This is a genomic window from Acinetobacter sp. F-1 (assembly GCF_022869025.1).
Classification (GTDB): Bacteria; Pseudomonadota; Gammaproteobacteria; order Pseudomonadales; family Moraxellaceae; genus Acinetobacter; species Acinetobacter pseudolwoffii.
Window position 1 is genome coordinate 92,808 of record NZ_JAJKFX010000007.1, and the last position, 24,007, is coordinate 116,814.

Consider the following 24,007-nt stretch of genomic DNA (forward strand, 5'->3'; position numbering starts at 1 on the left):
CTCAGCCTCCTGCTACCGGCGATAACAGCACCAGCGTACTGTCCCGATTTAAAACGTTCTGTCTGGAAATAATGTTTTCACCGATTGCACAGGCGCAACGTTCCAGTATGGGCTGTATATCAGGATAAATGGATAGCAACTGGTTCAGAACTTCAGAGACCTGAATTTCAGACTCACATTGCAAATTTAAATCTGCTGGAAGTTGTCGTTCAATCGCACCGAAGGCTTCTATTTTGATATGAATTAATTTTTGCTGAGTGAGTGACATATTTATCCTCCAATGCTGTGCATGCTGATTTTTCGGATCGGCTTTTGTATTGGTGATTGCTGGATCGCATGGAAACCAGCTTCTTTTTGCCAGATATAAGCGTGAAGCTTGTACTGAAATGTCTGTGTGGCGAAATGATCCAGCGCCAGTTGTTCGATATCTGCCTTAAGGTTCAGGCCTTGTCTGGCAAATAAGCAGTTATAAAATTCGCCTTGGGCATTGAGGCGCAGGCGGTCACAATCACCGCAAAATGAATGGGTAATGGTAGAAATAATCCCCAAAGGCTGCCCATTGATCAGATAGCCACGGGCTGGATTGGCGCCTTGTCCTTGAGATACCTGGACATCAAATTCGGTTTTCAGTTGATCCAATATGTCCTGCTCACTGATGACATCAGACGGATTCCATTTCTGATCGCCATCGAGGGGCATAAACTCAATAAAACGCAGTTCTACAGCCTGATACTGTGCCCATTTTACGAGAGGAATAATCTGATTGTCATTGATGCCTTTGATGAGCACACTATTTATCTTGACGGACAACCCTGCCTGCTGCGCGGCAGAAATACCTTGAAGTACAGGCTGTAACTGTTTTTGGGTCAGTTGCTGAAACTGCTTTGGATCAAGACTGTCCAGACTGATATTCAGGTCGTCCAGTCCTGCCTGTTTAAGCGGCTGGGCATAATCTTTTAAATAATGGCCATTGCTGGTCATGGAAATACGTTTAAGGCCAAAGGCTTTCAGCGTCTGTAAGCGGGCAATAAAATGAACGATGCCTTGGCGCATCAACGGTTCGCCCCCCGTCACCCGGATCTGCTCAATCCCGTGTCGCACCATAAACTCGCAAAAAGCATACAGGGCTTCAAAACTGAGCAAATCTTTTTTATTCATCCATTCCGGATGTTCAGGCATGCAATAGCTGCATTTGAAATTACAGCGGTCAGTCACTGATATTCGCAACTTACGTTTCTGGCGTCCAAACTGATCCTGAAAGATACTGCGAGATGCTAAAACTTTCATGCTGTTCATTGCTGCGGTCCATGATGAGATCTGCACGGTTATTTAACAGTCTTGATTTACTGCCCTATTTCTTCACAATGAATGAGCAATAAGTGTTCCAACTTTGCACAAATTTATTTTTAAATAATATTAATGGATAATATTTGTTCTTTTTTAGTCCGAAATTTTGTTCGAAAAATAAAAAAAAGCAATATTTTGTTGAGCCAGAATATGATGATTCGGCTTTTAGCATTTTAAATGCTAAAGAAAGTTAAGCTGTTGATGCTGCTGTAGCTCGTCAAATGAATTAATACTGTGGAAAAACAGGGCACGATTTTTAAAACTTGCCCGCTGCATATGCATGTCAGCAAAACAGAGTTTTAAACTGTGCTGATCATTTTCAAGATGTTGTATAAGAGTGGGTAAGCTGCTGTGTTTCATCAGACAGAATGGAAACAATGCCTTTTCATTGATTTCAACTACCGCCACTTCACATAAGGGATGTCGTTGCAAGGCCTGATGTAAACGTGAAATGACCTTTTTGGGGATATAGGTCACATCACAAGGCACGAACAGCACATAATCAGATTCCACATGTGACCAGGCACTCTTCATGCCCATCAATGGTCCCTGAAAGCCGGGTTCATCGTCCTGATAAAAATCAATCGAAGGAATCATCCGTTTATAAATAGAGTGATCCCGATGGCTATTGACCCAGACTTTGCTTGCCCGGGACTTCAGTTGCTGATGGATTTTAATCAGCTGGATTTCATCATCAAATTTGTGCAGCAATTTATTGATGCCATTCATGCGCCGCGCTAAACCTCCGGCCAGAATCACCACGTCGGTTTCCGGATAAGACACCGTCTTCATCACTCTTCTTTTCATTCTATGCACTCCGTCTGGCAGGCCTTAATCAGGCCTCTAATTTCTGGCAAACACGAACCGCAATTTCCTCCGGCTTTTAGACATGCAGTCACCTGTTTTTCATGCGTGATATTTTTATCTTTAATGGTTTGAATAATTCGGTTCTTGCCGACCTTAAAACAGCTACAGACCAATGCTCCTTCACTATTTCCCATCGACATGGCCTGACCTGCCAGCAATGCTTTACGATGTAATGCACTCAGACGTTCACGTCTAAACAGGCCAGCCACCCAGTCACGATCTGGCAATAATGCCGCCGGTGCGATATAAAAACTGGCAATTAACTGGCCATCCTGAAGAACCACACTATGACTGATATGCGCCGTTTGATCTTCGAGATTCAGCCATTCAAAGCTTTCATCATTAAAGTCTAAGAGACTCTTGATCTGCCCGGTGATGTCAGAAAACCTGCGCCGGTCTGCCAGTTCATAACGGATGGCCTGAGTGGTTTGAATTTTGCTCCACCACACCGTATTTTTAATCATGGTCTGGATCTGTTGTTTAAAGCCTTCCCGTACATACAGCACGCCCTGCCACTGAGTATAAAATGGCTGGATCATCACCGGAGTATGCTTAAACTCTGGCTCGCCGGAAATCGGGTCAACCACCGGATTCACCACTTTGCCAATCCGCGCATCGGACGCAAACTGGTCGTTCCAGTGAATCGGTGCAAAAATCTGGCCACGTCGCATATTTTGTGAAAATTGCACACGGAGTACACAACTTCCCCAAGCGGATTTCACCTCGACCAGCTCGCCATCTTTCAGGCCATATTTCAGCCCGTCTTGCGGATGCAACTCACAATAAGGCTCGGCACGATGCTGGGATAAACTGGCAGATAATCCGGTACGGCTCATGGTGTGCCATTGATCGCGGATCCGTCCGGTATTTAGGATCAGCGGATATTCAGTAGAAATAGCATGTACCGGATCGGCTGCAACTGTTGGCACCAATCTGGCTTTGCCATCTGCATGGCTAAACTGGCCTTGGCTAAATAGTTGACCAACCTGATGAACTTCTTGCTTATCCCAGACTGGCCACTGGATCGGTGCCAGATTATGATATTCTGCAAAACTGAGATGAGTTAAACCTTGCAGGTTGAAATAGCGGAAATTTGGCGTATCTGCGCGTTGCGAAAGTGAACCATTCTGATAGGCAGATAAACGGGCATGTTCCAGAAAAATGTCATGGCTATTGTTAAAGTCAAAACCGCGAAAACCTAAGACCTGAGCCACCCGGGAAATGGCCCACCAGTCTGCTTTGGCTTCACCCGGAGCCGGCAAAAAGGCCTTTTGCCGTGAAATACGGCGCTCCGAATTGGTGACTGTGCCATCTTTTTCGCCCCAACCCAGTGCCGGTAACAGTACATCGGCATATTGCGTGGTATCAGTGTCGAGACAAATATCAGAAACCACTACAAATTCACACTTTTCCAGAGCGCGTTTAACCTGATCTGCATTGGGCAAACTCACGATCGGATTGGTGGCCATAATCCAGATGGCCTTGATTTTTCCGCTTTCCACCGCTTGAAATAAATCTACTGCTTTTAATCCGGGCTGCCGCGCGATGACCGGGCTTTGCCAGAAGTCCTGCACCAGTTGCTGATGCTGCGGATTCTCCAAATCTAGATGGCTGGCCAGCATATTGGCCAGCCCACCGACTTCCCGTCCGCCCATCGCATTCGGTTGTCCAGTCATGGAAAAAGGTGCCGCACCGGGTTTGCCTATTTTCCCTGTCAATAAATGACAGTTGATAATGCTATTGGCCTTGTCTACTCCTTGAGAGGATTGGTTTACACCCATGGAAAACAGGCTCATGATTTTTTCGGTCTGGGCAAATTTCTGAAAAAATAAGGTTAATTTTTCAATAGCAATACCAGTACGCTTTGCCACGCTTTCAATCGATGACTCTGTCGAGCTGCTGGCAAGCGCCTGCTCCAGACCTTGAGTATGTTGGGTAACAAAATCCAGATCGGCATGACCATTTTGCTGAAGATACTGCAACAAGCCATTAAACAGCGCGACATCCTGACCTGGTAAAATCGGCAAGTGTAAGTCTGCCGCTTCACAGGTTGCGGTAAAGCGGGGATCAATCACCACCACGAATAAATCCCGCTCTTCTTTGACTTTCATGATGCGCTGATAAAGCACCGGATGGCACCAGGCAGTATTGGAACCGACCAGAATCACCATTTCTGTCTGCTCAAAATCTGTGTAGCTGGCCGGTACCAGGTCTTCGCCGAAAGCCCGTTTATGTGCCGCCACAGCAGAAGACATGCACAGTCTTGAATTGGTATCAATATTGGCAGTACCCAGATAGCCTTTTACAAACTTGTTCACCACATAATAGTCTTCAGTCAAAAGCTGGCCGGAGACATAAAAGGCGATGCTGTCACGTCCATACTGATCAATACATTGCTGAAATTTATTGGCAATACTTGAAATGGCATGATCCCAAGTGCTTATTTGCCGCTGCTCTTTTCGACCTGTTATCGGATGTAGAAGCCGGGTTTTTAAGCCAAGTGTATCGGCAAGATGACTGCCTTTAATACACAACTTGCCCAAGTTCGCAGGATGCTGAACATCGCCTTCAATCTGAACCTTTTCACCCATCGAGGTTTGGCTTACGTGCGCGATGACACCACAGCCTACTCCACAATAAGGACAGGTCGTCTGAGTGGTTTTTATTTGGGATTCAGTAGAGCTATGTAGTTCCATAACCGGAATACTATTCATTGCTGCTGCGCTCCTTAATCATCCAAATTCACTTGTTTCACCAAATCTCTGATATCTAGCTTTTACAGGTTTGATTTAAATTTTTTCTATGTCTCAAAAGCTTTAATCCTCACCAACCCTCCTTTAATAAAGGAGAGAGGTTCCCCTCTTGTTTAAAGAGGGGTTGGGAGATTGATCCGATTACCCTGCCTTTTTTAATGCAAAATCCCGACCAAAAAGTAGTTTGCTGCGGATATTACTAATCGGTGTCTGATCTGCAATCAGTTCTGCATACCAAGCTCCATCTTCGGTATCGCCAAATAGCACCGCACCAATGACCTTGTCCTGCTGGATAATGATCCGTTTATAGATTTGACGTTTTTCATCATTCAGCACGATATCTTCAAAATCATCCTGAGGTTCAAAATTTCCGGCTGAGAAGACATCACATCCGCTAACCTTGAGTTGGGTCGGAACAGTCGGTGCCTTAAAGGTCAGTCGGCCATGTTCAGCCAGATGCGTCGCGCAGATAAAGGCCTGTCCCCATAATGGCTCAACCAGTCCAAAGGTCTGGCCACGATGCTCAATGCATTCACCCACTGCATAAATACTCGGGTCATAGGTTTGCATGGTGTCATTCACCAGCACCCCACGATTGCAGCGCAAGCCAGCCTGTTCAGCCAGAGTTTTATTCGGACGAATCCCGACGGCAAAGACCACCAGATCGGCATCCAGCACTGTCCCGTCTTTTAAACGCAGTTGAGTCACGTGACCATCAATACCGAGCAGCTCTTCGGTGTTGGCTTCGGTAATGATCCGGATACCTTTATCTTCAATTGATTTTTTCAGCATTTGACTGGCTTTCATATCCAGCTGACGATCCATAATACGGTCTATCAGGTGCAGCACAGTCACATTCATCCCCTGCTGCTTCAGTCCATAAGCTGCTTCCAGTCCCAGCAGGCCGCCCCCAATCACGACGGCGTTTTGCTTGGTTTTGCAGTAATCCAGCATGCGGTTAACATCCTGAATATCCCGGAAGCTAATCACGCCTTCAAGTTCAGCACCCGGAATTGGCGGTACGAAAGGTTTGGAACCGGTCGCGAGGATCAGACGATCATAAGCAACGACTTCGCCTTTTCCGGTATGAACCTGTTTATGCGAACGGTCGATAGCGATGGCAGCATCTCCAGCGATGAATCGAATGCCTTTTTCGGCATACCAGTCGGCTGAATGCAGCATAATTTCGGCAAAGCTTTTCTCACCAGACAATACCGGTGACAACATGATCCGGTTGTAATTGCCCCACGGTTCTCCCCCAATTACGGTCATGTCATAACGATCTGGCGCCATATCCAGCAAGTCTTCCAGACAGCGCATACCCGCCAGCCCATTCCCGACCAGTACCAGTTTTAAACGCTCTGTGTTTTGACCATTACTGGAAATATAGGTCTTTTGTGGAGTTGGACTCACCAGAACTTTGCCATTTTCAATTCGGGTTGGAAATACCAGTAATTTCTTGTCTTGTTCTTCCAGACAACGGCCGGTCACCAGACTGAAATGCTGCTTGTAAATTGGGGATGCGACTACACGCTCACCTTGCAGATCCCCCAGAATGCCACGTGCCATGACATTGGCCAGACTAAACGGATCCTGATTGCTGAGCGCATACACCCGCTGTTCCTGACCCACGCGAAAAATTGCAATCTGCTGATCTTCAATCAAAGCTGCAACACCAGTATTCGGGGTGATCTCATCCAGATGACAGACTTCGTACCAGTTCAGTTCGTTCATATCTTTTAAAATTGTCATTTTCATTCTCCCTGACTGTGGTGTTTAGGCTTCAACCACTGGAATACGGTTGAGATCACGTTCAGCGTCAGTCTTTGGCCGGATCTGACCACGTACAGGTGCAAACTGAATATGCGGGTCATTCTGCTCGGCTGCTTTGGCGTTGATAAAGGTTTTAAAGCGTTTGCGTACTTCTGGATCTTCAATCGCGGTGCGCCATTCATCCTGATAAGTGCCAATCACATGCTGCATACGGCTTTCCAGTTCAGCCGCAATGCCAAGCGAATCGTGCACAATGACATCTTTCAGATAATCCAGCCCACCTTCCATATTGTCACGCCATACACTGGTGCGCTGTAGACGATCCGCCGTCTGGATATAGAACATAAAGAAGCGGTCGATATATTTGATGAGTGTGGAAGTATCCAGATCTGAAGCCAGCAGTTCTGCATGGCGCGGCTTCATACCGCCATTGCCGCAGACATATAAATTCCAGCCTTTTTCCGTGGCAATCACCCCCACATCCTTGCTTTGTGCTTCGGCACATTCACGGGTACAGCCGGATACGGCCATTTTGGTTTTATGCGGTGAACGCAGGCCCTTGTAACGGTTTTCCAGAAAAATCGCCAAGCCGACAGAATCATCGACGCCAAAACGGCACCAGGTACTGCCCACACAAGATTTCACGGTACGTAAGGATTTGCCGTAGGCATGTCCGGACTCGAAACCGGCATTGATCAGTTTTCCCCAGATTTCCGGTAATTGATGTACCTGCGCACCAAACATGTCAATCCGTTGTCCACCCGTGATTTTCGTATATAAGCCATAATCTTTGGCAATCTGACCGATGCTAATCAGGCCATCCGGGGTGATCTCGCCGCCTGCCACACGTGGCACAATCGAATAGGAACCATCTTTCTGGATATTGCCCAGATAATAGTCATTGCTGTCCTGCAAACCGGCATGACTTGGTTTCAGAACAAAATCATTCCAGCAGGATGCCAGAATATTGGCCACAGTCGGTTTGCAGATATCACAGCCCATCCCATGACCATGTTGCTGAATCAGGTCAGAGAAAGTCTTGATTTCATGCACGCGTACCAGGTGATACAGTTCCTGACGCGAATAGGCAAAATGTTCGCACAGGTGATTGTTCACCGTGACACCCTGACGCTGTAATTCGGATTTGAGAACCTGCGTCACCAGTGGCGCACAGCCACCGCACGCCGTTGCAGCCTGCGTGCATTTTTTCAGTGCACCCAATGAAGTTGCACCGCCATCAATGGCTGAACAGATATCAGCTTTGGAAACGTTATTACAGGAACAGATGGTCGCACTGTCAGGCAATAAATCGATGCCACTGCCACCCGATTTGGAAGTTGACTGATCAAAGCCTGGCATGATCAGGCTTTCCGGTTGCTCCGGCACAGCCAGACCATTCAGCATCATTTGTAGGAGATCGCTATACTCTTTGGCACAGCCCACCAGCACCGCGCCCAGCAGCTTGGTCCTGTCTGCTGACACCACGATTTTTTTATAAACCTGCGCGGCTTCATCAGCATAGAAATAGCTCAAGGCACCAGGTGACATGGCATGTGCGTCACCAATAGAAGCAACATCCACACCCATCAGTTTGAGCTTGGTGCTCATGTCGGCGCCAGCGAATGCATGACTCTCTTGGCCCAGTACATGTTTCGCTGCGATACGCGCCATGTCATAGCCTGGTGCAACCAGACCATAAATTTTATTGTCCCAAAGTGCACATTCACCAATGGCATAAATGTCCGGATGTGAGGTCTGGCAATAATCATTAATGATGATACCGCCTCGTTCACCGATGAGCAGACCGCTCTGCCGGGCCAGTTCATCACGTGGGCGAATGCCGGCAGAGAATAAAATGATGTCGGTTTCAAGGACTGAGCCATCGCCAAACTTTATTACATGCTGAGTGCTGTCACCATCTTCAATACTTGATGTGGCTTTCTGGGTATGAACCTTGACGCCTAAATCTTCGATTTTAGAACGCAATACCCGGCCACCCAGATCATCAATCTGCACCGCCATCAGACGCGGTGCAAATTCCACCACATGGGTGTCTAGATTCAGATCTCGTAATGCCTTCGCTGCTTCCAGTCCGAGCAAGCCGCCACCAATCACCACACCGGTTTTTGCATTCAGGCTGGCGGCACGAATCGCGTCCAGATCTTCAATAGTACGATAGACAAAACAGTTTTGACGCTCATTGCCCGGGATTGGCGGTATAAAGGCATAAGAGCCGGTGGCAAGAATCAACTTGTCAAAACTCAGCACATCACCGTGATTAGTCGTTACCGTTTTATTCAGCTGATCCATTTCAACTGCTTTGGTATTCAGTCGTAAATCAATGCCATAGGCATCGGCGAAATCACTACGGCATAGACTCAGATCCTTGACCGACTTGCCGCTGAAATATTCGGTCAAATGTACCCGGTCATAAGCCAAATGTGGCTCTTCTGCCAAAATGGTCAGCTCAATGTCATCACCGGCCTGTTCCAGTACAGATTCGATGAATTTATGCCCCACCATGCCATGCCCAATCATGAGAATTTTCATATCTGCGCTCCGACTATTGTTTTTTTAAAGACGATAAAAAGCCACATATCAGATCTAGTGGTTGATATGTCGACTGTTTGAATGGGTGGTAAATACCGTGCCCAGCTGTTTGAAATGCTGGATCAAAGGTTGAAATGCCCGTACGGTTTGTATTGCTGAACAACTGACCATGTCATTTATCCTGTGCTGAACGAAATATCAGTTGCACCCTTTTAAAGTGCAACTACGATCAGAACGGGCATCGTTGGCCGTTATTCGTATTGAAAGTCATCTTTGACAATTTGATAAATGCAGGAAGCATGCCAACTTTTTTAGCAACACAATGACTGATATCAGCCAGAAAATTGCAGGAAATGCTTTATTTTGATGATGGATGCCAAACTCCTGCACCAAATTGAACTCAAAATAACTCTTTGATGCACCAATATCATGGCATGTTTTTTGCATTATTCGTACTTGAATATTCCTTAGGCCTTACTTGAAAATATTCCATGTCTAAATTACGAATTGCTCTTATTGATGATAATCTGGAGCGCGCCCAATTCATCCAGGAATCTCTGCTGTTACATGATTTTCAGGTGGTGGCCTGTTTAATCCTGAATGATCTGAATATGGTGCATGTCAAAGGCATCCATGCAGATGTGATTCTGCTAAATATGGATCATCCACATCGGGATATTATTGAAAGCTGTGTCAGCCAATATGAACTTCCTACCGTACTGTTTACCCAAAACTCCAATAAAGACACCATCAAAAGTGCGATTGATGCCGGGATCACGGCTTATATTGTCGATGGTATTGATCCCAGCAAATTAGAAAGCATTCTGGAAATATCAATTGAACAGTTCCGCAAGCATAAAAAGCTGCTGAACGATTTAAAAGAAACCCAAGACAAGCTGATTGACCGTAAAGATATCGATAAAGCCAAAGCATTGCTGATCCAGCTGCATGCATTATCTGAAGAACAGGCCTTTGCCTTATTACGTAAAAATGCCATGAGTCACCGGATTACCATTGGTGAAATGGCCAGACGCCTGCTCGATGCACAGAAGCTGTTATTGGGCCAATAAGGAAAAGCATATGTCCACATTAGAAAAAACTGAACTCAATATTGGCTATATTCCTTTGCTTGATTGTGTGGCCATTCTCTGGGCCGAAAAACAGGGTTATTTTGCCGAACAGGGATTAACCATCAACTTAATCCGGGAGGCCTCCTGGTCCAGTTTAAGAGACCGTCTGGCCTATGGCTTTCTGGACGCTGCGCATTGTTTGTCCGCCATGCTACCTGCTGCTGCTCTGGGTACAGACCAGTTACAGGTGGCTTTGCAAACCCCGTTGGTACTGAGCATGAATCAGGCTTTTATCAGCCTGCGTCAAGATCTGTGTCATGAATTGGGAATTGATGCAGAAGATGATGAAAAAAGCAGTTCTCAAAAACTGGTGCAGGCCTTGCAACAACAGCAGAAAATGAATCTGGCCTATGTCTATAAGCACTCAATTCATCATTATTGTATAAAAGAATGGTTAGCCCTGACAGATGTCAATATTGCCCACAAGATTCAGCTCATGACCTCACCACCAGCTTCGATGGTAAAAGGAATCTCGGAACAGGTCTTTGATGGCTTTTGTGTGGGAGAACCCTGGAATATTCAGGCCAAGCTTGAAGGCTATAGTTTAATTGTCGCTGCAAGCCAGAATGTCATTCCTAAAGTTGCCGACAAGGTTCTGGCCATGACTCAGGAATGGGCAGAATTACATCCATGTACGGTGAAGGCTTTGGTCAATGCTGTCCAGAAAGCCCAAACGGATTTAAAACAGCGTGCTGATCTGTCCCAAGTTTGGGACATGCTGGTTGATTATCAGATTATCCAGTTTGAATGCTCTGCACAGCGTCATGTCTGTGACTATCATAAAATTCAAAACATCATCCGCAATCTTGTTGGTGCAAGTGCGAAACCGCAGCTTGCCGATTTTATCTGGTTAATCGAGCAGATTGAAAAATGGGATGGTGTCGAAATCTCTGAGATAGAGAAAAAGCAGATTGCAGCACAATGCATGTATGCTGAAATGCTATTTGCTTAAGATTTCATGCAACATATTGCGTAGCCATTGATGACTGGTTTTATGATGACAGGACATATGCCAATACTGCTTTACAGAATAGGTCGGGAAAGCAATCGGTGCCCCAAAAATCTTGAGATTGCCACGTGATAACAGGACTTCACTCAAATAATAAGGCACGGTCGCAATCGCATCGGTTTCCTGTACCACCAGTCCCACGCCTAAATAGCTGGGCAGACGCATTAGAATGTCGCGCTTGAGTTCCAGATTCAGCAATTCATTTTCAATATGGTAATGCCCCATCCCGGCATCAATATCGATATGGGTTTCACGTAAATACTCTTCGGTCGTGATGCTGTCACCCGTTAGTCGCGGATGGTCTTTCGCTGCGATCACCACATAATACTGTTCAAACAGTTTCTGCTGATAAAAGCCATTCTCCAGATTTGGCAAGAAGCCCAAAGCCAGATCAATCTCGCCATTGGCCATCTGATAACTGGTTTCCGAGGTAATCGGACGCACATTCAGGCGGATATGTGATGCATGCTGCTTGAGATACTGTGAAATTTTTGGCAATAACACCAGATGCGATACATCGGTCATCGCCAGTGTAAAACGTTGCTGTGAAGTGACCTGATCAAAATTGATGGTGAAATTATTAATCGCTTCAACTTTACTGAGTGCTTCACTGACCAAGGGAAACAACTGCTTAGATAAATCTGTCGGCAGCATTTCATTGCCAATACGTAAAAATAAAGGATCACCATAATGCTGGCGAATTTTATTCAGCAGATTGCTCACCGCTGGCTGGCTCATGTCTAAATGATCAGCTGCCTGAGATACGTTTTTAAATTTATAGACATAATAAAAAATACTGAGCAATTTACAGTCAAGTTCAAACACAGAAACACATTTCCTTTAACTTTCTAATAATTTTGACGAAGATATCATCGACATCATTTTATCAATTGCCAATGTTCAAATATAACACTTTGCAACGATTTCTAGGATCAGTCAATTTCCATGTGGTGTTAAAAATTACTTTTCTCTGATGTGGAGCCTCGTTACAAGTAGTTCTGTTGTAAATATGCACTTCTGTTTTTCCTTGGTCAACTTAAACACGCAAGCTTCATGCTATATACTCAAGCCCACAGAATTAACGATGCAAATTAAGAGAAATATCATATGTTCCAAGGCAAAAAGTTGGTGTGTTTTGATTTGGATGGCACCTTGATTGATTCTGTGGGAGTCTGGAATCAGGTCGATGCTGCGCTGATTCAGGAGTTGGCAAATATTGAAGTCGACTTAAGTCAGATCCAGCAACAGCGCGATCTTCAGCTCAAAAAATTTAAACATCGGCCGGATCCCTATCTGGAATATTGTGCTTATTTAAAAGCGCTTTATGGATTTGCGCCGAATAAAGAAGAAGTAAAAAACCGCCGTTATGCAATTTCACGGCATTTTCTCGATCATGTGGTCGAGCTAAAACCACATGCTGAACGGTTCATTCAAGCCCTGAAACAACAAGGGATTCAGATCGCCCTGACCACAACCACCAGTTTGTTCAATGTGCAGCGTTATCAGGACAATAATCAAAACATTAACAAAAAAATCAGCTTTAATGATGACTTTGCCCTGCTCTTGACCCGTGAAAATGTGCAGAACATCAAGCCGCATCCTGAAGTCTATTTCAATGCCCTTCAGCATTTTCAGGTGCAAGCCGCAGATTGCCTGATTATTGAGGATTCATTAATTGGCGTTGAAGCGGCCAACAATGCAGGAATCGATGTGATTGCAGTTTATGATCAATACTCTGTTCATGAAATAGATTTGATCAAGGTCCAAGCAAATTATTTTGCAGAAGATTTTACTGAGTTATTAAGTTTAGCCCAATAAAAAAAATGCCATGAATCATTGTATTTCATGACATTTTTTTCTGCAGATCTCTGACCTGAGAAGAAAATGTTATTTGGCTTTCTCATAGACTGAGCCTAAACCGACCAGATTTCCTGTTTTTTCATCGATTGCAAAATCAACCATACCTGCACCTGCATTTAACTGAAGTAAGCCATTTTTGCTCACTGCTGCCGGCATCGGATTTTTCTCTTCGGTTTTACCAGTTTCTTTGTCTTTTATGGTGTTGGTAATGAAGTAATTTTCACCATTTTTCGAAATGACCAATACATTTTCAAGTTTTGGATTTTCCAGCGTATTTTTCCAGTTTCCTTGATAATCTGGAGCTGGTGCTTCTGTGAGGTTACAAGCAGTTAAAAGCAGTAATAATGAGATGCCTGAAAAAAATTGAAGATATTTCAAAACTGAGACCTTGATTGTGACAACGCGGCCATTATAGGGACAACCCTCTAAAGCTTAAGCAGGTTGTTGTAGGCAAAGCGTTTCAGCAGTACCGTATCTGTTTTTCTTTGGTGATTTTTTTGAAATATCTCTCCATACTTCATTCATAAAAATGGATGATTCAATTTCTACTAAAACGACAAAAAAGCAAAAAAGGCCTCAATAGACCATGTAAATCTATTGAGGCGTAGCAAACGGGTGAATACCACACATTAAAAATTAGGGCATGATTTTGGATTTAAAGTAGCTCAATGCAGATTTAGCAGAGTGGGTTTTTTCAATAATCTGTGCAGTCCAGTGATTCGGCAATGAACATTTGGCCAGACGCACCCAAACAGTAGAAAACTGTTTTATAAAGCTCGCTTCATTATAATGAATGCCATATTCAGCACACAGCGCTTTTACTTTCGGCGCCACCTGCGCATAGCGATTGGCTGGCATGTCCGGAAATAGATGATGTTCAATCTGATGGCTCAAATTACCACTCAAAATATGCAGCCAGTCCGTCCCGGTAAAATTACTCGAACCACGAACCTGGCGTAAATACCACTCAGCACGGGTTTCATTGTCGGTATTGTCCATCTCAAAAGTTTCAGCATCTTCCGTAAAATGACCATTAAAAATCACTGCAGACGCCCACAGACTACGAATTACATTGGCTACGGCATTTCCGGCAAACACAGGAATGGCATTCGGGCCAGCAATCACTGGAAAAAATACATAATCTTTTAACACCTGACGGCGCATTTTTTGACGCAGTGGAGCCGCTTCTTTCCAAACTTCTTTCCAGGTTTTGGTTTTATAGGCAATCACATCTTCCAGATGCAAGCGTTGCAGGCCGACATACCATTCAAAAAACACCATTAACTGCATGCCCAGTGGAATATTCAACAGGAAACGTGGTTCCCATTTTTGGGATTCACTGACCCGAATCAGGCCATAACCGACATCATGATCCATCCCGACAATATTGGTATAGGTATGATGAATATAGTTATGGGTATATTTCCAGTCATCTCCTGTGGAAATCGTATCCCAGTCATAGGTGGTTCCGTTCAGGGTCGGATCATTCATCCAGTCGAACTGACCGTGCATGACATTATGTCCCAGCTCCATATTTTCCACAATTTTGGAGATGCCAAGCAGCCCTGTCCCTGCCAGCCAAACCGGTGGCAACCAGCCAGCAAACATCAACATGCCTCGGGATGCAATTTCGCTATAACGGACAAAATTACGGATTTTATAAATATAATTGGCGTCTTTTTCACCCAGATCGTCCATGACCTCGCGGCGGATCGCATCGACTTTAGCACCAAACTCCTCAATCTGTTCAGGACTGAGAAATTGCGACTTACTGTGTCGTTTAAAATCAATTTGCATATTCATGGGAGCACCTTTTTATTCGTTTAATACTGGCTTATAAATTAATAACGACTGGACTCATCGCCTGGGAAATACAAAGTTTAATCTGGGTGTTATTGCCATGATCAACCTCACCGGTCAGGACATTACGCACCGAGCCACTGACTTTGGTACAGGAACAGGTATTACAGATTCCCATCCGGCAACCATGAGCAGGACGCAGGCCTGAATTTTCAGCGCTTTCCAGCAAGTTGGACTGAGCCTGAAACACTTGCTGCGATCTTAAAAACTGTACTGGCTGCGCCTTAATTTTTTCATCGACCACAATCTGGAAATATTCCGAATGAAAATTGGATTTCAAATCCAGTTTTTCTACAATTCTAAGTGCAGCCTTCATCATCCCAGCAGAGCCACAGGCATATATTTTTCGTTCTGCAACATCTGGCACCAGTTTTTGCAATAATCTTTGATTCAGATGCTGTTGCTGTTCCCGTGTATTAAAATGATGATATTTCAAGTTTGGATGCATTAAAGCCAGGGTTTTCAATTCAGCATGAAAGGCATCATCGCGAGTAAAATAAATCAGGTCGATCTGTTCCAGGGACTGGATCACTGCTTTTTGCAGCAAGGAATATATTGCAGTAATACCACTGCCGGATGCCAGAAATAAGGTTGGCTGGCTAGAGTTTTGCAGTATAAAGTCACCTTGCGGCTGCGAAATTTCAATGACAGCCCCGATTTGCATCTGACTCAAGGCGCGTGACACTTTGCCTTGCTGTTTCACCGCAATAATCAGATCACCATTTTTTAATACCGTCACCACAGAATAATATCGCTGATGACGTACACCATCGAGTCTTATTGTTACTGCAATATGCTGGCCAGCCTGAAATGACCTGGCTTTAAAATTATGATTCGGGCGCAAGTGAATCTTGAAAAAGTCAGGACTGATGGCCTGAATGCCCATAATGGCCGCTTTAACTTTTTTAAATGCCCAGGTTGGATGGATTTTTTCACCAATAAAATCAATGAAATCTTCACGCACCCAATGCGGCTGATAGGTCGGCATACTTGTCATTTTTATCCCCTTATCCGCAGACAGTAATATTAATGTACAACTGTCTATTTATTATGTTGTCAGCATAAAGTGTTTTATAATTCAGACCATATCAATACAGGTCAAATTATGTGCTTATCAAACATAATAGAGCTTTTTGTCGGACAATATGAAGCAAAAGCATCTGCTGAAACTGTAGTTTTTTAGAAAAAGGGATTTTTATATCTGTTAATTCTGCTAACTCTATATAAAAAACTGACTCCTGTATAGAAGTCAGTTTCAATCATTCACTTTGATTATCAGATTCAATGTAAAACTCTAGCCTGCTGCTTGTTCCATGAGAATAGCGCCATAGAGTTCCCGCAAATCTTTTTTCAGCATCTTTCCAGTTCCACTTAGTGGAATTGAGTCTACAAAAACCACTCTGTCTGGAACCTGCCATTTAGCGACTTTATCAGCATAATAATCGAGTAGCTCTGTCTCACTCAGCTGACTGTCCGATTTTTTAATTGCAATCAATACCGGACGTTCATCCCACTTTGGATGCTGGGCGGCAATCACCGCCGCCATCGCAATTTCCGGATGTCCCATGGCAATATTTTCCAGATCCACCGATGAAATCCATTCGCCGCCAGACTTGATTAAATCTTTGGAACGGTCACTGAGTTTCATAAAACCATCTTGATTCAAGGTGGCAATATCACCGGTATCAAACCAGCTATCAGCAGTCAGCGCTGATTCCTCCTTGCCAAAATAATGATTGATGACCCAATGCCCTTTCACCTGTAAATTTCCTGTGGTATGTCCATCACGTTCAACTTCATGTGTCCCTTTTTCTGCATCGGTCAAACGCAGATCTACTCCGAATGGCGGACGGCCTTGGGTCAACCGAATCTGCTGTTTTTCTTCATCTGATAGCTGCAAATGTTTGGTCTTGAGCTGATTGGCAGTCCCCAGCGGACTGGTCTCGGTCATGCCCCAAGCGTGAATCGTTTCACAATTAAACTGTTCCTTGAAAGTTCGTAACATTGCCGGTGGACAGGCCGAACCGCCGACTACATTACGTTTTAAACTGTCTAGTTTAGATCCTGACTGTGTTGCTGCGGCAATCAAACCCTGCCAGATGGTTGGCACGCCAAGCGCCACTGAAACTTTATAAGTATCAATCAGATTCACCAGACTGGCACCATCCAGACCTGGCCCCGGCAGTACCAGCGTACATCCCACCATGGCCGCCGCGTATGGCGTACCCCATGCATTCACATGGAACATCGGCACCACTGGCAACATAATATCGGCAGCCGAGACATTTAGTGAGTCCGGTAAAATGATGGCATAGCTATGTAATACAGTAGAGCGGTGGCTATATAGTACGCCTTTAGGGTTGCCCGTGGTTCCTGATGTATAGCACAGTGAACTGGCTGAGTTTTCATCAATGACTGGCCATTCAAATTCTGTGTTTTGACTGGCAATCAGATCATCATAAAATTGCACTTCTGGAATGGCTTCAGTGACGCTCGGATCGGCAGCATCCAGACAGATAAAATGCTCGACTGAGGTCAGCAGCGGTTTTACCGCCTTGATTAAAGGTACAAATGTTTTATCAAAGATGACCACACGATCTGCAGCATCATTCATAATAAAAATCAGCTGCTCCGGAAACAGGCGCGGATTAATGGTATGACAGACCAGACCGCTGCCAGAAATAGCATACCAGGACTCTAAATGGCGATGATTATTCCAGGCAATGGTGGCAACCCGATCTCCCTTTTCCAAGCCGAGTTGTTGCAATACCTTGGCAAAACGTTTCGAGTTTTGATGAATTTCGCCCCAGTTGGTCACCTTAATGCTGGTGTCGGTATTTTTGGAAATTACCTCGGTATCGGCATGATAGCGTCCTGCATGTTCAATCATGCTGCTGATCAGTAAAGGCTGAAACATCATATTTCCGAGCATTGTCCACTCCTTTGTGCTTGTTATTGGTCCGTGTATTCGTATCGTTGTTATCTAGACATGATGGAGCGGTCTAAGACCGTGACATAGTTTTTATCATCATGTGGACTGAATTTAGCAAGTAAATCTGAATTTGTAAGTATCGAATTGTGACAAATTAAGAGAAGTGACTCAGGCGTATAAAAATTAGAATACGATTGATGGAGAGGTAGAGAATTTCCCTAGAAAGGTTGAGGCCTGATATTCAGTTTAATGATCATGTATTGAGTTCATGTCGACCCGATTAATACAACCATCCCATTTGAATAGAAATATTTACTTGGATACTGATCTTAGAAGAACAGTACAGCAGATCGATAGAACGCCAGCTTGAAAATAGACTGACAACCACATTAAACTTAATTTGTTATATTGAGCATCTTGAAATATGCTATAAATCAAAATAATTAGAACAGTCTTAGTTCAAGCAAGTGTATGTATAAGTCTGAAAAACTGGCGCAGAATATCCGTCAGATGATTGAAAACGGCGTATGGAGGGTACATGAAAAATTACCTTCACTCCGCGAACAGACCCAATTGTCTGGCTATAGCCTGATGACGGTACTCAATGCTTATCAGGAACTTGAAGCGCAAGGTCTGGTTTATGCCAGAGATAAATCCGGCTATTACGTTGCAGAGCGTTCTACAGATCTGGTCAACAGCAAACAACCAATCCAGATTAGTTTAAGCCCAAAAGTTCAAATCAACTCTGTGGTATTTAATTATTTAAAATCGATCCAAGCTGCAGAAATTGTGCCTTTTGGTTCCGCATTTCCCAATGCAGAGCTGTTATATAACGCCAAATTTATGCAGATTCTGGCGCAGCAGGCCAAAAGAAAAAGCAGTTATAACAACCAGAATCATATGCCGCCTGGCAATCAGGATTTACGCCAACTGATTGCCAATCGTTACCAGTTGCAAGGCATTGCTTGCCATGCAGATGACATTGTCATTACATCCGGTGCACTAGAAGCACTGAATCTGTCTTTACAGGCATTGACCCAACCCGGTGATTTTATCCTGCTGCAACAAACCATATTTTATGGGGCCTGGCAGGCAGCCGAGCGTTTGGGGCTACAGGTGATTACTATCCCTGAGCATCCGCAATTCGGTTTTGATCTGGCATCATTTGAACAGGCTTTGAAACAGTATCCGATCAAGGTGTGCTGGCTAATGCTGAACGCGCATAATCCGATTGGCTTTACTGTTAGTTCGGAAATTAAACAGAGAATTGCTGAACTTTTGTATGAATATCAGGTCTATTTAATCGAAGATGATGTTTATCAGGAATTGAATTATGGTTCATCCAAACCGCTACCGGTTAAATATTTTGACCAGCATCAGATGGTGCTGCACTGTGCTTCATTTTCCAAAACACTAGGCATGGGCGCACGCGTCGGTTGGGTCTATGCCGGTCCATTTTCCGATGCCATTCAGCATTTGCAGCTCATGAGCACTTTAACGGTCAGTCCCTTACTCCAGAACACGCTGGTAGAATTTATTTCGCATCATCATTATGAAAAACATTTACGACAGCTAAGATATAATCTGGAAAAATATAAAAAGAAGTTTTATCAGGAACTCAAAAACCGCTTAGCGCCTACATGTAAAATTTACTATTATTCCAGTGGTTATTTTCTCTGGATCGAATTGCCAAATGGTCTAGATGGACAGGTGCTTTATGAGCAACTGATTCAGAAAGGTATTTCAATCGCCCCTGCATTATTGTTTAAACCGGATCATGCCAGTCAGCATTATATGCGCCTGAATTGTTCTTTTGAATGGACCGCCGAGATAGAAAATGCAGTGAATCTTTTAGCAGATACCATTCAGCAGAAATAGAAAAGCGTGAATGAGTTCATCCACGCTTTTTTTAGGTCAAGATACCCGAATTTACAAGCATCTTAGAAGTTGTAAATGGCAACCGCATTGATTCGGTTGTCTTCACCTTTGTCACTGCCATTTGTAGCTGGAGCTAAAGCTGTACGTTCACCATAGACATATTCCAGACCAAAACTGAGTGGCTTGGTTGGGCTATAGAACACGTTTGCCCACGCTTGCCAGAGGTCTTTGTTGGCTCTAGTTGCATTAGATTGCGCTGCATCAGCTGGCGTCGAAGCAATAAGCGCATCGGTATAACGTTGATCATCATCAAAACTCATATAACCATAGCCTAAAGTACCGCGCAACTTGTCATTAAATTGCTGGGTTAAGCCCACCGAAATCGAATCGAATTCACTTTGTAACAGATCACCATTTACAGCTGTAATTACACCCGTATTGGCATTCGAGATAAAGCTACTATCGCCTTTGACATGATAGTAGTCGGCTTTTAAAGTCGTCCCCGGCACAATGTCATATTTCGCCCCCAGCCCCACGCCCCACGCCATTTCTTCATCTTCATTCACGCGCTTTTCATGACCCATGGCACGTGCGCTGACTGCAAAATTATCGGCAAATTTATGATTTAAACGTGCGGTTAAAGCCGGTAGGCGTTGTTTGATCCCAGGATTCGTATCTTTCGGATCTTCAACTGCAACGACCAGATTGGTTTCAGGGCTGAAAGTGCTGGTGTGGCGCACTTGTGGTGTGCGTTTAATCGAACCCCCAGCATATACCAGAGCATCTACAGTTTCCGGAATATAGTCTGGCGTGGCAAAGTTTGACCAGGTTTGACCGATCAGCCAGTTAGCATAGCTGATATAAGCATGACGAATTCGCAGGTTGTCAAAGCCGGCCCCACCTAAAAAGTCCACCTCAACTTTACCGCTGAGTGCTTTATCCCCAGCACCTACAGGTGCTTTAAAATCCATCCCTAAACGCGTGGCAGAAAGTGTCGACTTAAACTCATCACTACGCTCCCCAGCACCTTCAAGTGGTACTGAACCAATCTGGTTGAACATGCGTGCTGCTGACCCACCTTCAGCCTGATAAGATGCATCGGCACGAATGTTTCCGTATAGATTAAACTCGGCACCACTGGCGATTTTCATCACCGGTTTGCTGGCTGGAGTTGCAGGTGTAGATGCGACGACCGGCGCAGTTACAGCCGCTTTCTGAACGTGCTGCTGTTCAATCAAGGCACGTAAGGCCTGAACTTCCTGGCGTAGTTGTTCAATTTCCTGCTGACTGCTCTGCGTGGTTTGTGCTTGAACCGATAAGCTCATGCTCCCCATACTGATTGCAATCATGCTCATCAAAAGCGTGTGTTTTCGTGTTGGCTTATTGATTGTTGTGGTGAATAGTGTCGTGTTCATCCTAAACTCGCTTTTTATTGTTCGACTAGATTCTAGCAACAGATCACCACCCGTTACGATGGCGATCTATATCATTGGTAATACTATCTTTATTAACTATAGTTTAACTCATTAACTGGTCTTTTCTGCCAGTGAATCTGGCTGAATAGTCTTCGCCGTAAGGGCTTGACTATCTACAGAGCTTTTTAAGTTCACCAGGAAAATTGCCAGCGCAGCAATCACGCCAGGAATCGCAATAGCAAAGAAGTTCATTTGATGCGGTAAATTCATGGTTAATAAAGCACCGGTCAGTACCGGACCAACAATCGCCCCAATACGTCCAATCCCTGATGCCCAGCCCATGCCGGTAGAACGCACCGTCGATGGATAATATTGTGCAACAAAGGTATAGAGTAGAATTTGTGAGCCAATCGTTGCAGCACCTGCTACAGCAATCAGGGTATAGAGCACAAACTGCGGACTGTTAAAGCCAAGCAAGATCAGGGCGATTGCTCCGCATAAGAACATGATCGTGAGGACTTTTTTGATGTGGAAACGATCTGCCAGATAACCACCGCCAATTGCACCGACCATACCCCCAATATTTAATGCAAACAGGAAGATCATACTGGCACCTAGCGAGTAACCGGCCTGAATCATCAGTTTAGGTAACCAGCTTCCCAAGGCATAGACCATTAATAGGCACATAAAAAACGCCAGCCAGAACATGAAGGTACTGAAGCTGCGACCTTGTTGAAATAGTGCTTTTAATGGGGCTTCATCGCCTTTTTGTACTTCATTCAGTACAAACTGGGTGTCACTGGTAATAACCTGTGTCGGAGATATTTTTTGAATAATATCATTTGCTTGTGCAGTCTGTTGCTTGTTGGTCAAGTACATCAGCGATTCTGGCAAGTATTTCCAAAGAATTGGCAAAAGTAACAGTGGAATACCGGCTAACAAGAACATGATTTTCCAGCCATATTGTGGCACCAGCCATGCACCTAACAGCGCAGAGGTCATACCGCCAATCGCATAGCCACTAAACATTAAGGCCACCAAAGTACTGCGGATACGCTTAGGCGCATATTCGGTCATCAAGGCCACCACGTTCGGCATAACCCCGCCAATCCCTAAGCCGGCAAGGAAACGTAAGATTCCGAATTCGACCGGTGATGTCGCAAAAGCACCGATGAATGTGAATCCACTAAAAATAGCCACGCACATCATGATGGTTTTTTTACGACCTAACTTATCGGACAAGGTTCCAAAAGTCATGGCACCAAACATCATGCCAAATAATGCGGTACTGGCCAGCATCCCGGCTTGCACTGTAGTTAATGACCATTCTTGCATCAACAGAGGCAAGGCGACCCCATAGATCACCAGATCATAGCCATCAAAAATAATGATCAGCAAACACCAGATCAGCACGCCCCAATGAAAGGGCGTGAACTTTGCTTCATCAATCAGCGTATTTATATTCACTTTATTTGTAGACATCTCCACCTCCAGATTGTGAAGTTCAATTTATGAAAGCCACAATGAAGAAGATGCAGAATAATGTCCAAAACTGAATAGGCATGCCTTTATACCTATAAAGTCTGATTCAGGCTAAACATTTAAATTAATTAAAAAATATATTATTGAATGGTGGAATATTTTTTAATATAGGCTAATAAACTTGCCAAGAGCTGCTGATTGCTGTGCCTCTTGAAATGATTGATTGGACTTAAAACACCGAACGATCATACTTTAATGCTTCAAGATCATAGACTTGATAGACAGCATCAAATAGGTAGCGGATATATTCACTTTCATCCATATTACGCATGGCCATAAATACAGGACTCACAGCAAATGCATCTGCTAAAGGTATAAAGTTGAGATGGGCCAATTTAATATTTTGTGCACTTTCCGGCGCGATACAAACACCCTCTCCCGCCGCTACAAAACCGAGTGCCAGCTGCAATTCGCGTACAATCCGCAGATTTTTAGGCTCTAATCCATACTCAGAAAATATGCCGCGCACCTGGGTGGCAAAATTAGCCTTTCCCGTATTCGGATATAAAAACAACTGCTGATCGACCAGTTCAGATAAATGTAGGCTCTCACGTTGAGCCAATACATGACTGGCATGCGCTGCCACCACTAGACGCTCTTCACGCAACAACACCCGCTTTATGGCCGGATCCGAGATTCTTAAGCGGCCAAAACCGACATCTATACGGCCTTCTTTGAGGGCCTGAATCTGTTCATAAGTATTCATTTCCATCATCTCGATTTTGAGATAAGGATGCTGCTGTTTAAACAAAAACAGAATACGCGACAGCAAACCGAACAATAAAGAACCAACAAAACCGATGGTAATGGTGCGATCTGCAATGCCGATGCGCTTGGTCATCGACTTAATTTCTTCCGCATTAGACAAAAGTTTAACAGCGTGCTGATAGAAGAACTGACCTGCTTCTGTGGTCTTCAATGGACGGCTACCACGCTCAAATAACTGAATATCCAGCTCTGCTTCAAGGTTTTGGATCTGTCTGCTTAAAGGAGGCTGAGCAATAAATAGTTTTTCTGCCGCTTTAGTAAAACTTTGCTCTTCTACCACTGCAACAAAATAGCGTAAATGTCTAAGTTCCATGATCTAGAAT

Annotated in this window: 18 protein-coding genes; 4 read left to right on the forward strand and 14 right to left on the reverse strand. The window is 44.4% G+C overall.

Going from position 1 to position 24,007, the window contains the following annotated elements:
* Position 1: 1 nt before the first annotated feature.
* From LOZ91_RS08490 to nirB, 6 genes are all read right to left on the reverse strand, one after another.
* Positions 2-268: a MoaD/ThiS family protein gene (locus LOZ91_RS08490; RefSeq protein ID WP_244783027.1), complete on the reverse strand. Its 267-nt coding sequence runs from the start codon at positions 266-268 to the stop codon at positions 2-4.
* A 2-nt stretch (positions 269-270) separates the two neighbouring features.
* Complete coding sequence (gene moaA, locus LOZ91_RS08495; protein WP_244783029.1) at positions 271-1,296, reverse strand: GTP 3',8-cyclase MoaA; 1,026 nt, start codon at positions 1,294-1,296, stop codon at positions 271-273.
* 231 nt (positions 1,297-1,527) lie between these two features.
* On the reverse strand, positions 1,528-2,154 hold the full coding sequence (locus LOZ91_RS08500; protein WP_244783031.1) for an NTP transferase domain-containing protein: 627 nt from the start codon (positions 2,152-2,154) through the stop codon (positions 1,528-1,530).
* Positions 2,151-4,928, reverse strand: a complete 2,778-nt coding sequence (locus tag LOZ91_RS08505; RefSeq protein ID WP_244783033.1) for a nitrate reductase — start codon at positions 4,926-4,928, stop codon at positions 2,151-2,153. Before LOZ91_RS08505 ends, LOZ91_RS08500 begins: the two co-directional genes overlap by 4 nt.
* A 180-nt stretch (positions 4,929-5,108) precedes the next feature.
* Entirely contained in the window at positions 5,109-6,719 is a 1,611-nt protein-coding gene (gene nirD, locus LOZ91_RS08510; RefSeq protein ID WP_244783035.1) for a nitrite reductase small subunit NirD, read from the reverse strand.
* A gap of 24 nt (positions 6,720-6,743) precedes the next feature.
* Positions 6,744-9,290 carry a nitrite reductase large subunit NirB gene (nirB, locus tag LOZ91_RS08515; protein ID WP_218951632.1) on the reverse strand — a complete coding sequence of 849 codons (2,547 nt, stop codon included), beginning with the start codon at positions 9,288-9,290 and terminating at the stop codon, positions 6,744-6,746.
* Between the two features lie 491 nt (positions 9,291-9,781).
* On the opposite strand from nirB, the gene LOZ91_RS08520 reads away from it, so the two are divergent.
* Both LOZ91_RS08520 and LOZ91_RS08525 read left to right on the forward strand, forming a co-directional pair.
* Positions 9,782-10,360 (forward strand): ANTAR domain-containing protein, encoded by a 579-nt coding sequence (locus LOZ91_RS08520; protein ID WP_005170839.1) that lies wholly within the window; start codon positions 9,782-9,784, stop codon positions 10,358-10,360.
* A gap of 10 nt (positions 10,361-10,370) precedes the next feature.
* Positions 10,371-11,372: a CmpA/NrtA family ABC transporter substrate-binding protein gene (locus LOZ91_RS08525; protein ID WP_005096939.1), complete on the forward strand. Its 1,002-nt coding sequence runs from the start codon at positions 10,371-10,373 to the stop codon at positions 11,370-11,372.
* Here the strand turns inward: LOZ91_RS08525 and LOZ91_RS08530 are convergent.
* The gene (locus tag LOZ91_RS08530) at positions 11,361-12,254 is read right to left on the reverse strand and encodes a LysR family transcriptional regulator (protein ID WP_005096940.1); all 894 of its coding nucleotides are present in this window, start codon (positions 12,252-12,254) and stop codon (positions 11,361-11,363) included. The two genes, LOZ91_RS08525 and LOZ91_RS08530, sit on opposite strands and share 12 nt — an antisense overlap.
* 282 nt (positions 12,255-12,536) lie before the next feature.
* Here LOZ91_RS08530 and LOZ91_RS08535 point away from each other — a divergent pair, with 282 nt between their 5' ends.
* Positions 12,537-13,247 carry an HAD family phosphatase gene (locus tag LOZ91_RS08535; RefSeq protein WP_005096941.1) on the forward strand — a complete coding sequence of 237 codons (711 nt, stop codon included), beginning with the start codon at positions 12,537-12,539 and terminating at the stop codon, positions 13,245-13,247.
* A 69-nt stretch (positions 13,248-13,316) separates the two neighbouring features.
* On the opposite strand, the gene LOZ91_RS08540 is transcribed toward LOZ91_RS08535, so the two are convergent.
* The 4 genes from LOZ91_RS08540 to LOZ91_RS08555 form a co-directional block, all read right to left on the reverse strand.
* On the reverse strand, positions 13,317-13,667 hold the full coding sequence (locus tag LOZ91_RS08540) for a hypothetical protein (protein ID WP_244783036.1): 351 nt from the start codon (positions 13,665-13,667) through the stop codon (positions 13,317-13,319).
* Between the two features lie 258 nt (positions 13,668-13,925).
* Positions 13,926-15,092 carry an acyl-CoA desaturase gene (locus LOZ91_RS08545; RefSeq protein ID WP_005096944.1) on the reverse strand — a complete coding sequence of 389 codons (1,167 nt, stop codon included), beginning with the start codon at positions 15,090-15,092 and terminating at the stop codon, positions 13,926-13,928.
* Positions 15,093-15,123: 31 nt separating this feature from the next.
* Positions 15,124-16,146 (reverse strand): FAD-binding oxidoreductase, encoded by a 1,023-nt coding sequence (locus tag LOZ91_RS08550; RefSeq protein WP_005096945.1) that lies wholly within the window; start codon positions 16,144-16,146, stop codon positions 15,124-15,126.
* A 297-nt stretch (positions 16,147-16,443) separates the two neighbouring features.
* A complete protein-coding gene (locus LOZ91_RS08555; RefSeq protein WP_244783037.1) occupies positions 16,444-18,081 on the reverse strand; it encodes a long-chain-fatty-acid--CoA ligase in 1,638 nt (545 codons plus the stop codon).
* Between the two features lie 471 nt (positions 18,082-18,552).
* Here LOZ91_RS08555 and LOZ91_RS08560 point away from each other — a divergent pair, with 471 nt between their 5' ends.
* On the forward strand, positions 18,553-19,959 hold the full coding sequence (locus LOZ91_RS08560) for a PLP-dependent aminotransferase family protein (protein WP_179999709.1): 1,407 nt from the start codon (positions 18,553-18,555) through the stop codon (positions 19,957-19,959).
* A 62-nt stretch (positions 19,960-20,021) separates the two neighbouring features.
* Here LOZ91_RS08560 and LOZ91_RS08565 read toward each other — a convergent pair whose 3' ends face one another.
* The 3 genes from LOZ91_RS08565 to LOZ91_RS08575 all read right to left on the reverse strand — a co-directional run bounded on the left by LOZ91_RS08565 (position 20,022) and on the right by LOZ91_RS08575 (position 23,997).
* The gene (locus tag LOZ91_RS08565) at positions 20,022-21,374 is read right to left on the reverse strand and encodes a DcaP family trimeric outer membrane transporter (protein WP_005096951.1); all 1,353 of its coding nucleotides are present in this window, start codon (positions 21,372-21,374) and stop codon (positions 20,022-20,024) included.
* 111 nt (positions 21,375-21,485) lie between these two features.
* Entirely contained in the window at positions 21,486-22,856 is a 1,371-nt protein-coding gene (locus LOZ91_RS08570; protein WP_244783038.1) for an aromatic acid/H+ symport family MFS transporter, read from the reverse strand.
* A 229-nt stretch (positions 22,857-23,085) separates the two neighbouring features.
* Positions 23,086-23,997, reverse strand: a complete 912-nt coding sequence (locus LOZ91_RS08575; RefSeq protein WP_005096953.1) for a LysR family transcriptional regulator — start codon at positions 23,995-23,997, stop codon at positions 23,086-23,088.
* Positions 23,998-24,007: the final 10 nt, after the last annotated feature.

Coding starts and splice junctions, on each gene's coding strand:
- LOZ91_RS08565 (WP_005096951.1), bottom strand. CDS start 21,374: ATGAACACGACACTATTCACCACAACAATCAATAAGCCAACACGAAAA.
- LOZ91_RS08555 (WP_244783037.1), bottom strand. CDS start 18,081: ATGCTCGGAAATATGATGTTTCAGCCTTTACTGATCAGCAGCATGATT.
- LOZ91_RS08535 (WP_005096941.1), top strand. CDS start 12,537: ATGTTCCAAGGCAAAAAGTTGGTGTGTTTTGATTTGGATGGCACCTTG.
- nirB (WP_218951632.1), bottom strand. CDS start 9,290: ATGAAAATTCTCATGATTGGGCATGGCATGGTGGGGCATAAATTCATC.
- LOZ91_RS08520 (WP_005170839.1), top strand. CDS start 9,782: ATGTCTAAATTACGAATTGCTCTTATTGATGATAATCTGGAGCGCGCC.
- LOZ91_RS08545 (WP_005096944.1), bottom strand. CDS start 15,092: ATGAATATGCAAATTGATTTTAAACGACACAGTAAGTCGCAATTTCTC.
- nirD (WP_244783035.1), bottom strand. CDS start 6,719: ATGACAATTTTAAAAGATATGAACGAACTGAACTGGTACGAAGTCTGT.
- LOZ91_RS08550 (WP_005096945.1), bottom strand. CDS start 16,146: ATGACAAGTATGCCGACCTATCAGCCGCATTGGGTGCGTGAAGATTTC.
- LOZ91_RS08570 (WP_244783038.1), bottom strand. CDS start 22,856: ATGTCTACAAATAAAGTGAATATAAATACGCTGATTGATGAAGCAAAG.
- LOZ91_RS08560 (WP_179999709.1), top strand. CDS start 18,553: ATGTATAAGTCTGAAAAACTGGCGCAGAATATCCGTCAGATGATTGAA.
- LOZ91_RS08525 (WP_005096939.1), top strand. CDS start 10,371: ATGTCCACATTAGAAAAAACTGAACTCAATATTGGCTATATTCCTTTG.
- LOZ91_RS08500 (WP_244783031.1), bottom strand. CDS start 2,154: ATGAAAAGAAGAGTGATGAAGACGGTGTCTTATCCGGAAACCGACGTG.
- LOZ91_RS08490 (WP_244783027.1), bottom strand. CDS start 268: ATGTCACTCACTCAGCAAAAATTAATTCATATCAAAATAGAAGCCTTC.
- moaA (WP_244783029.1), bottom strand. CDS start 1,296: ATGAACAGCATGAAAGTTTTAGCATCTCGCAGTATCTTTCAGGATCAG.
- LOZ91_RS08505 (WP_244783033.1), bottom strand. CDS start 4,928: ATGAATAGTATTCCGGTTATGGAACTACATAGCTCTACTGAATCCCAA.
- LOZ91_RS08575 (WP_005096953.1), bottom strand. CDS start 23,997: ATGGAACTTAGACATTTACGCTATTTTGTTGCAGTGGTAGAAGAGCAA.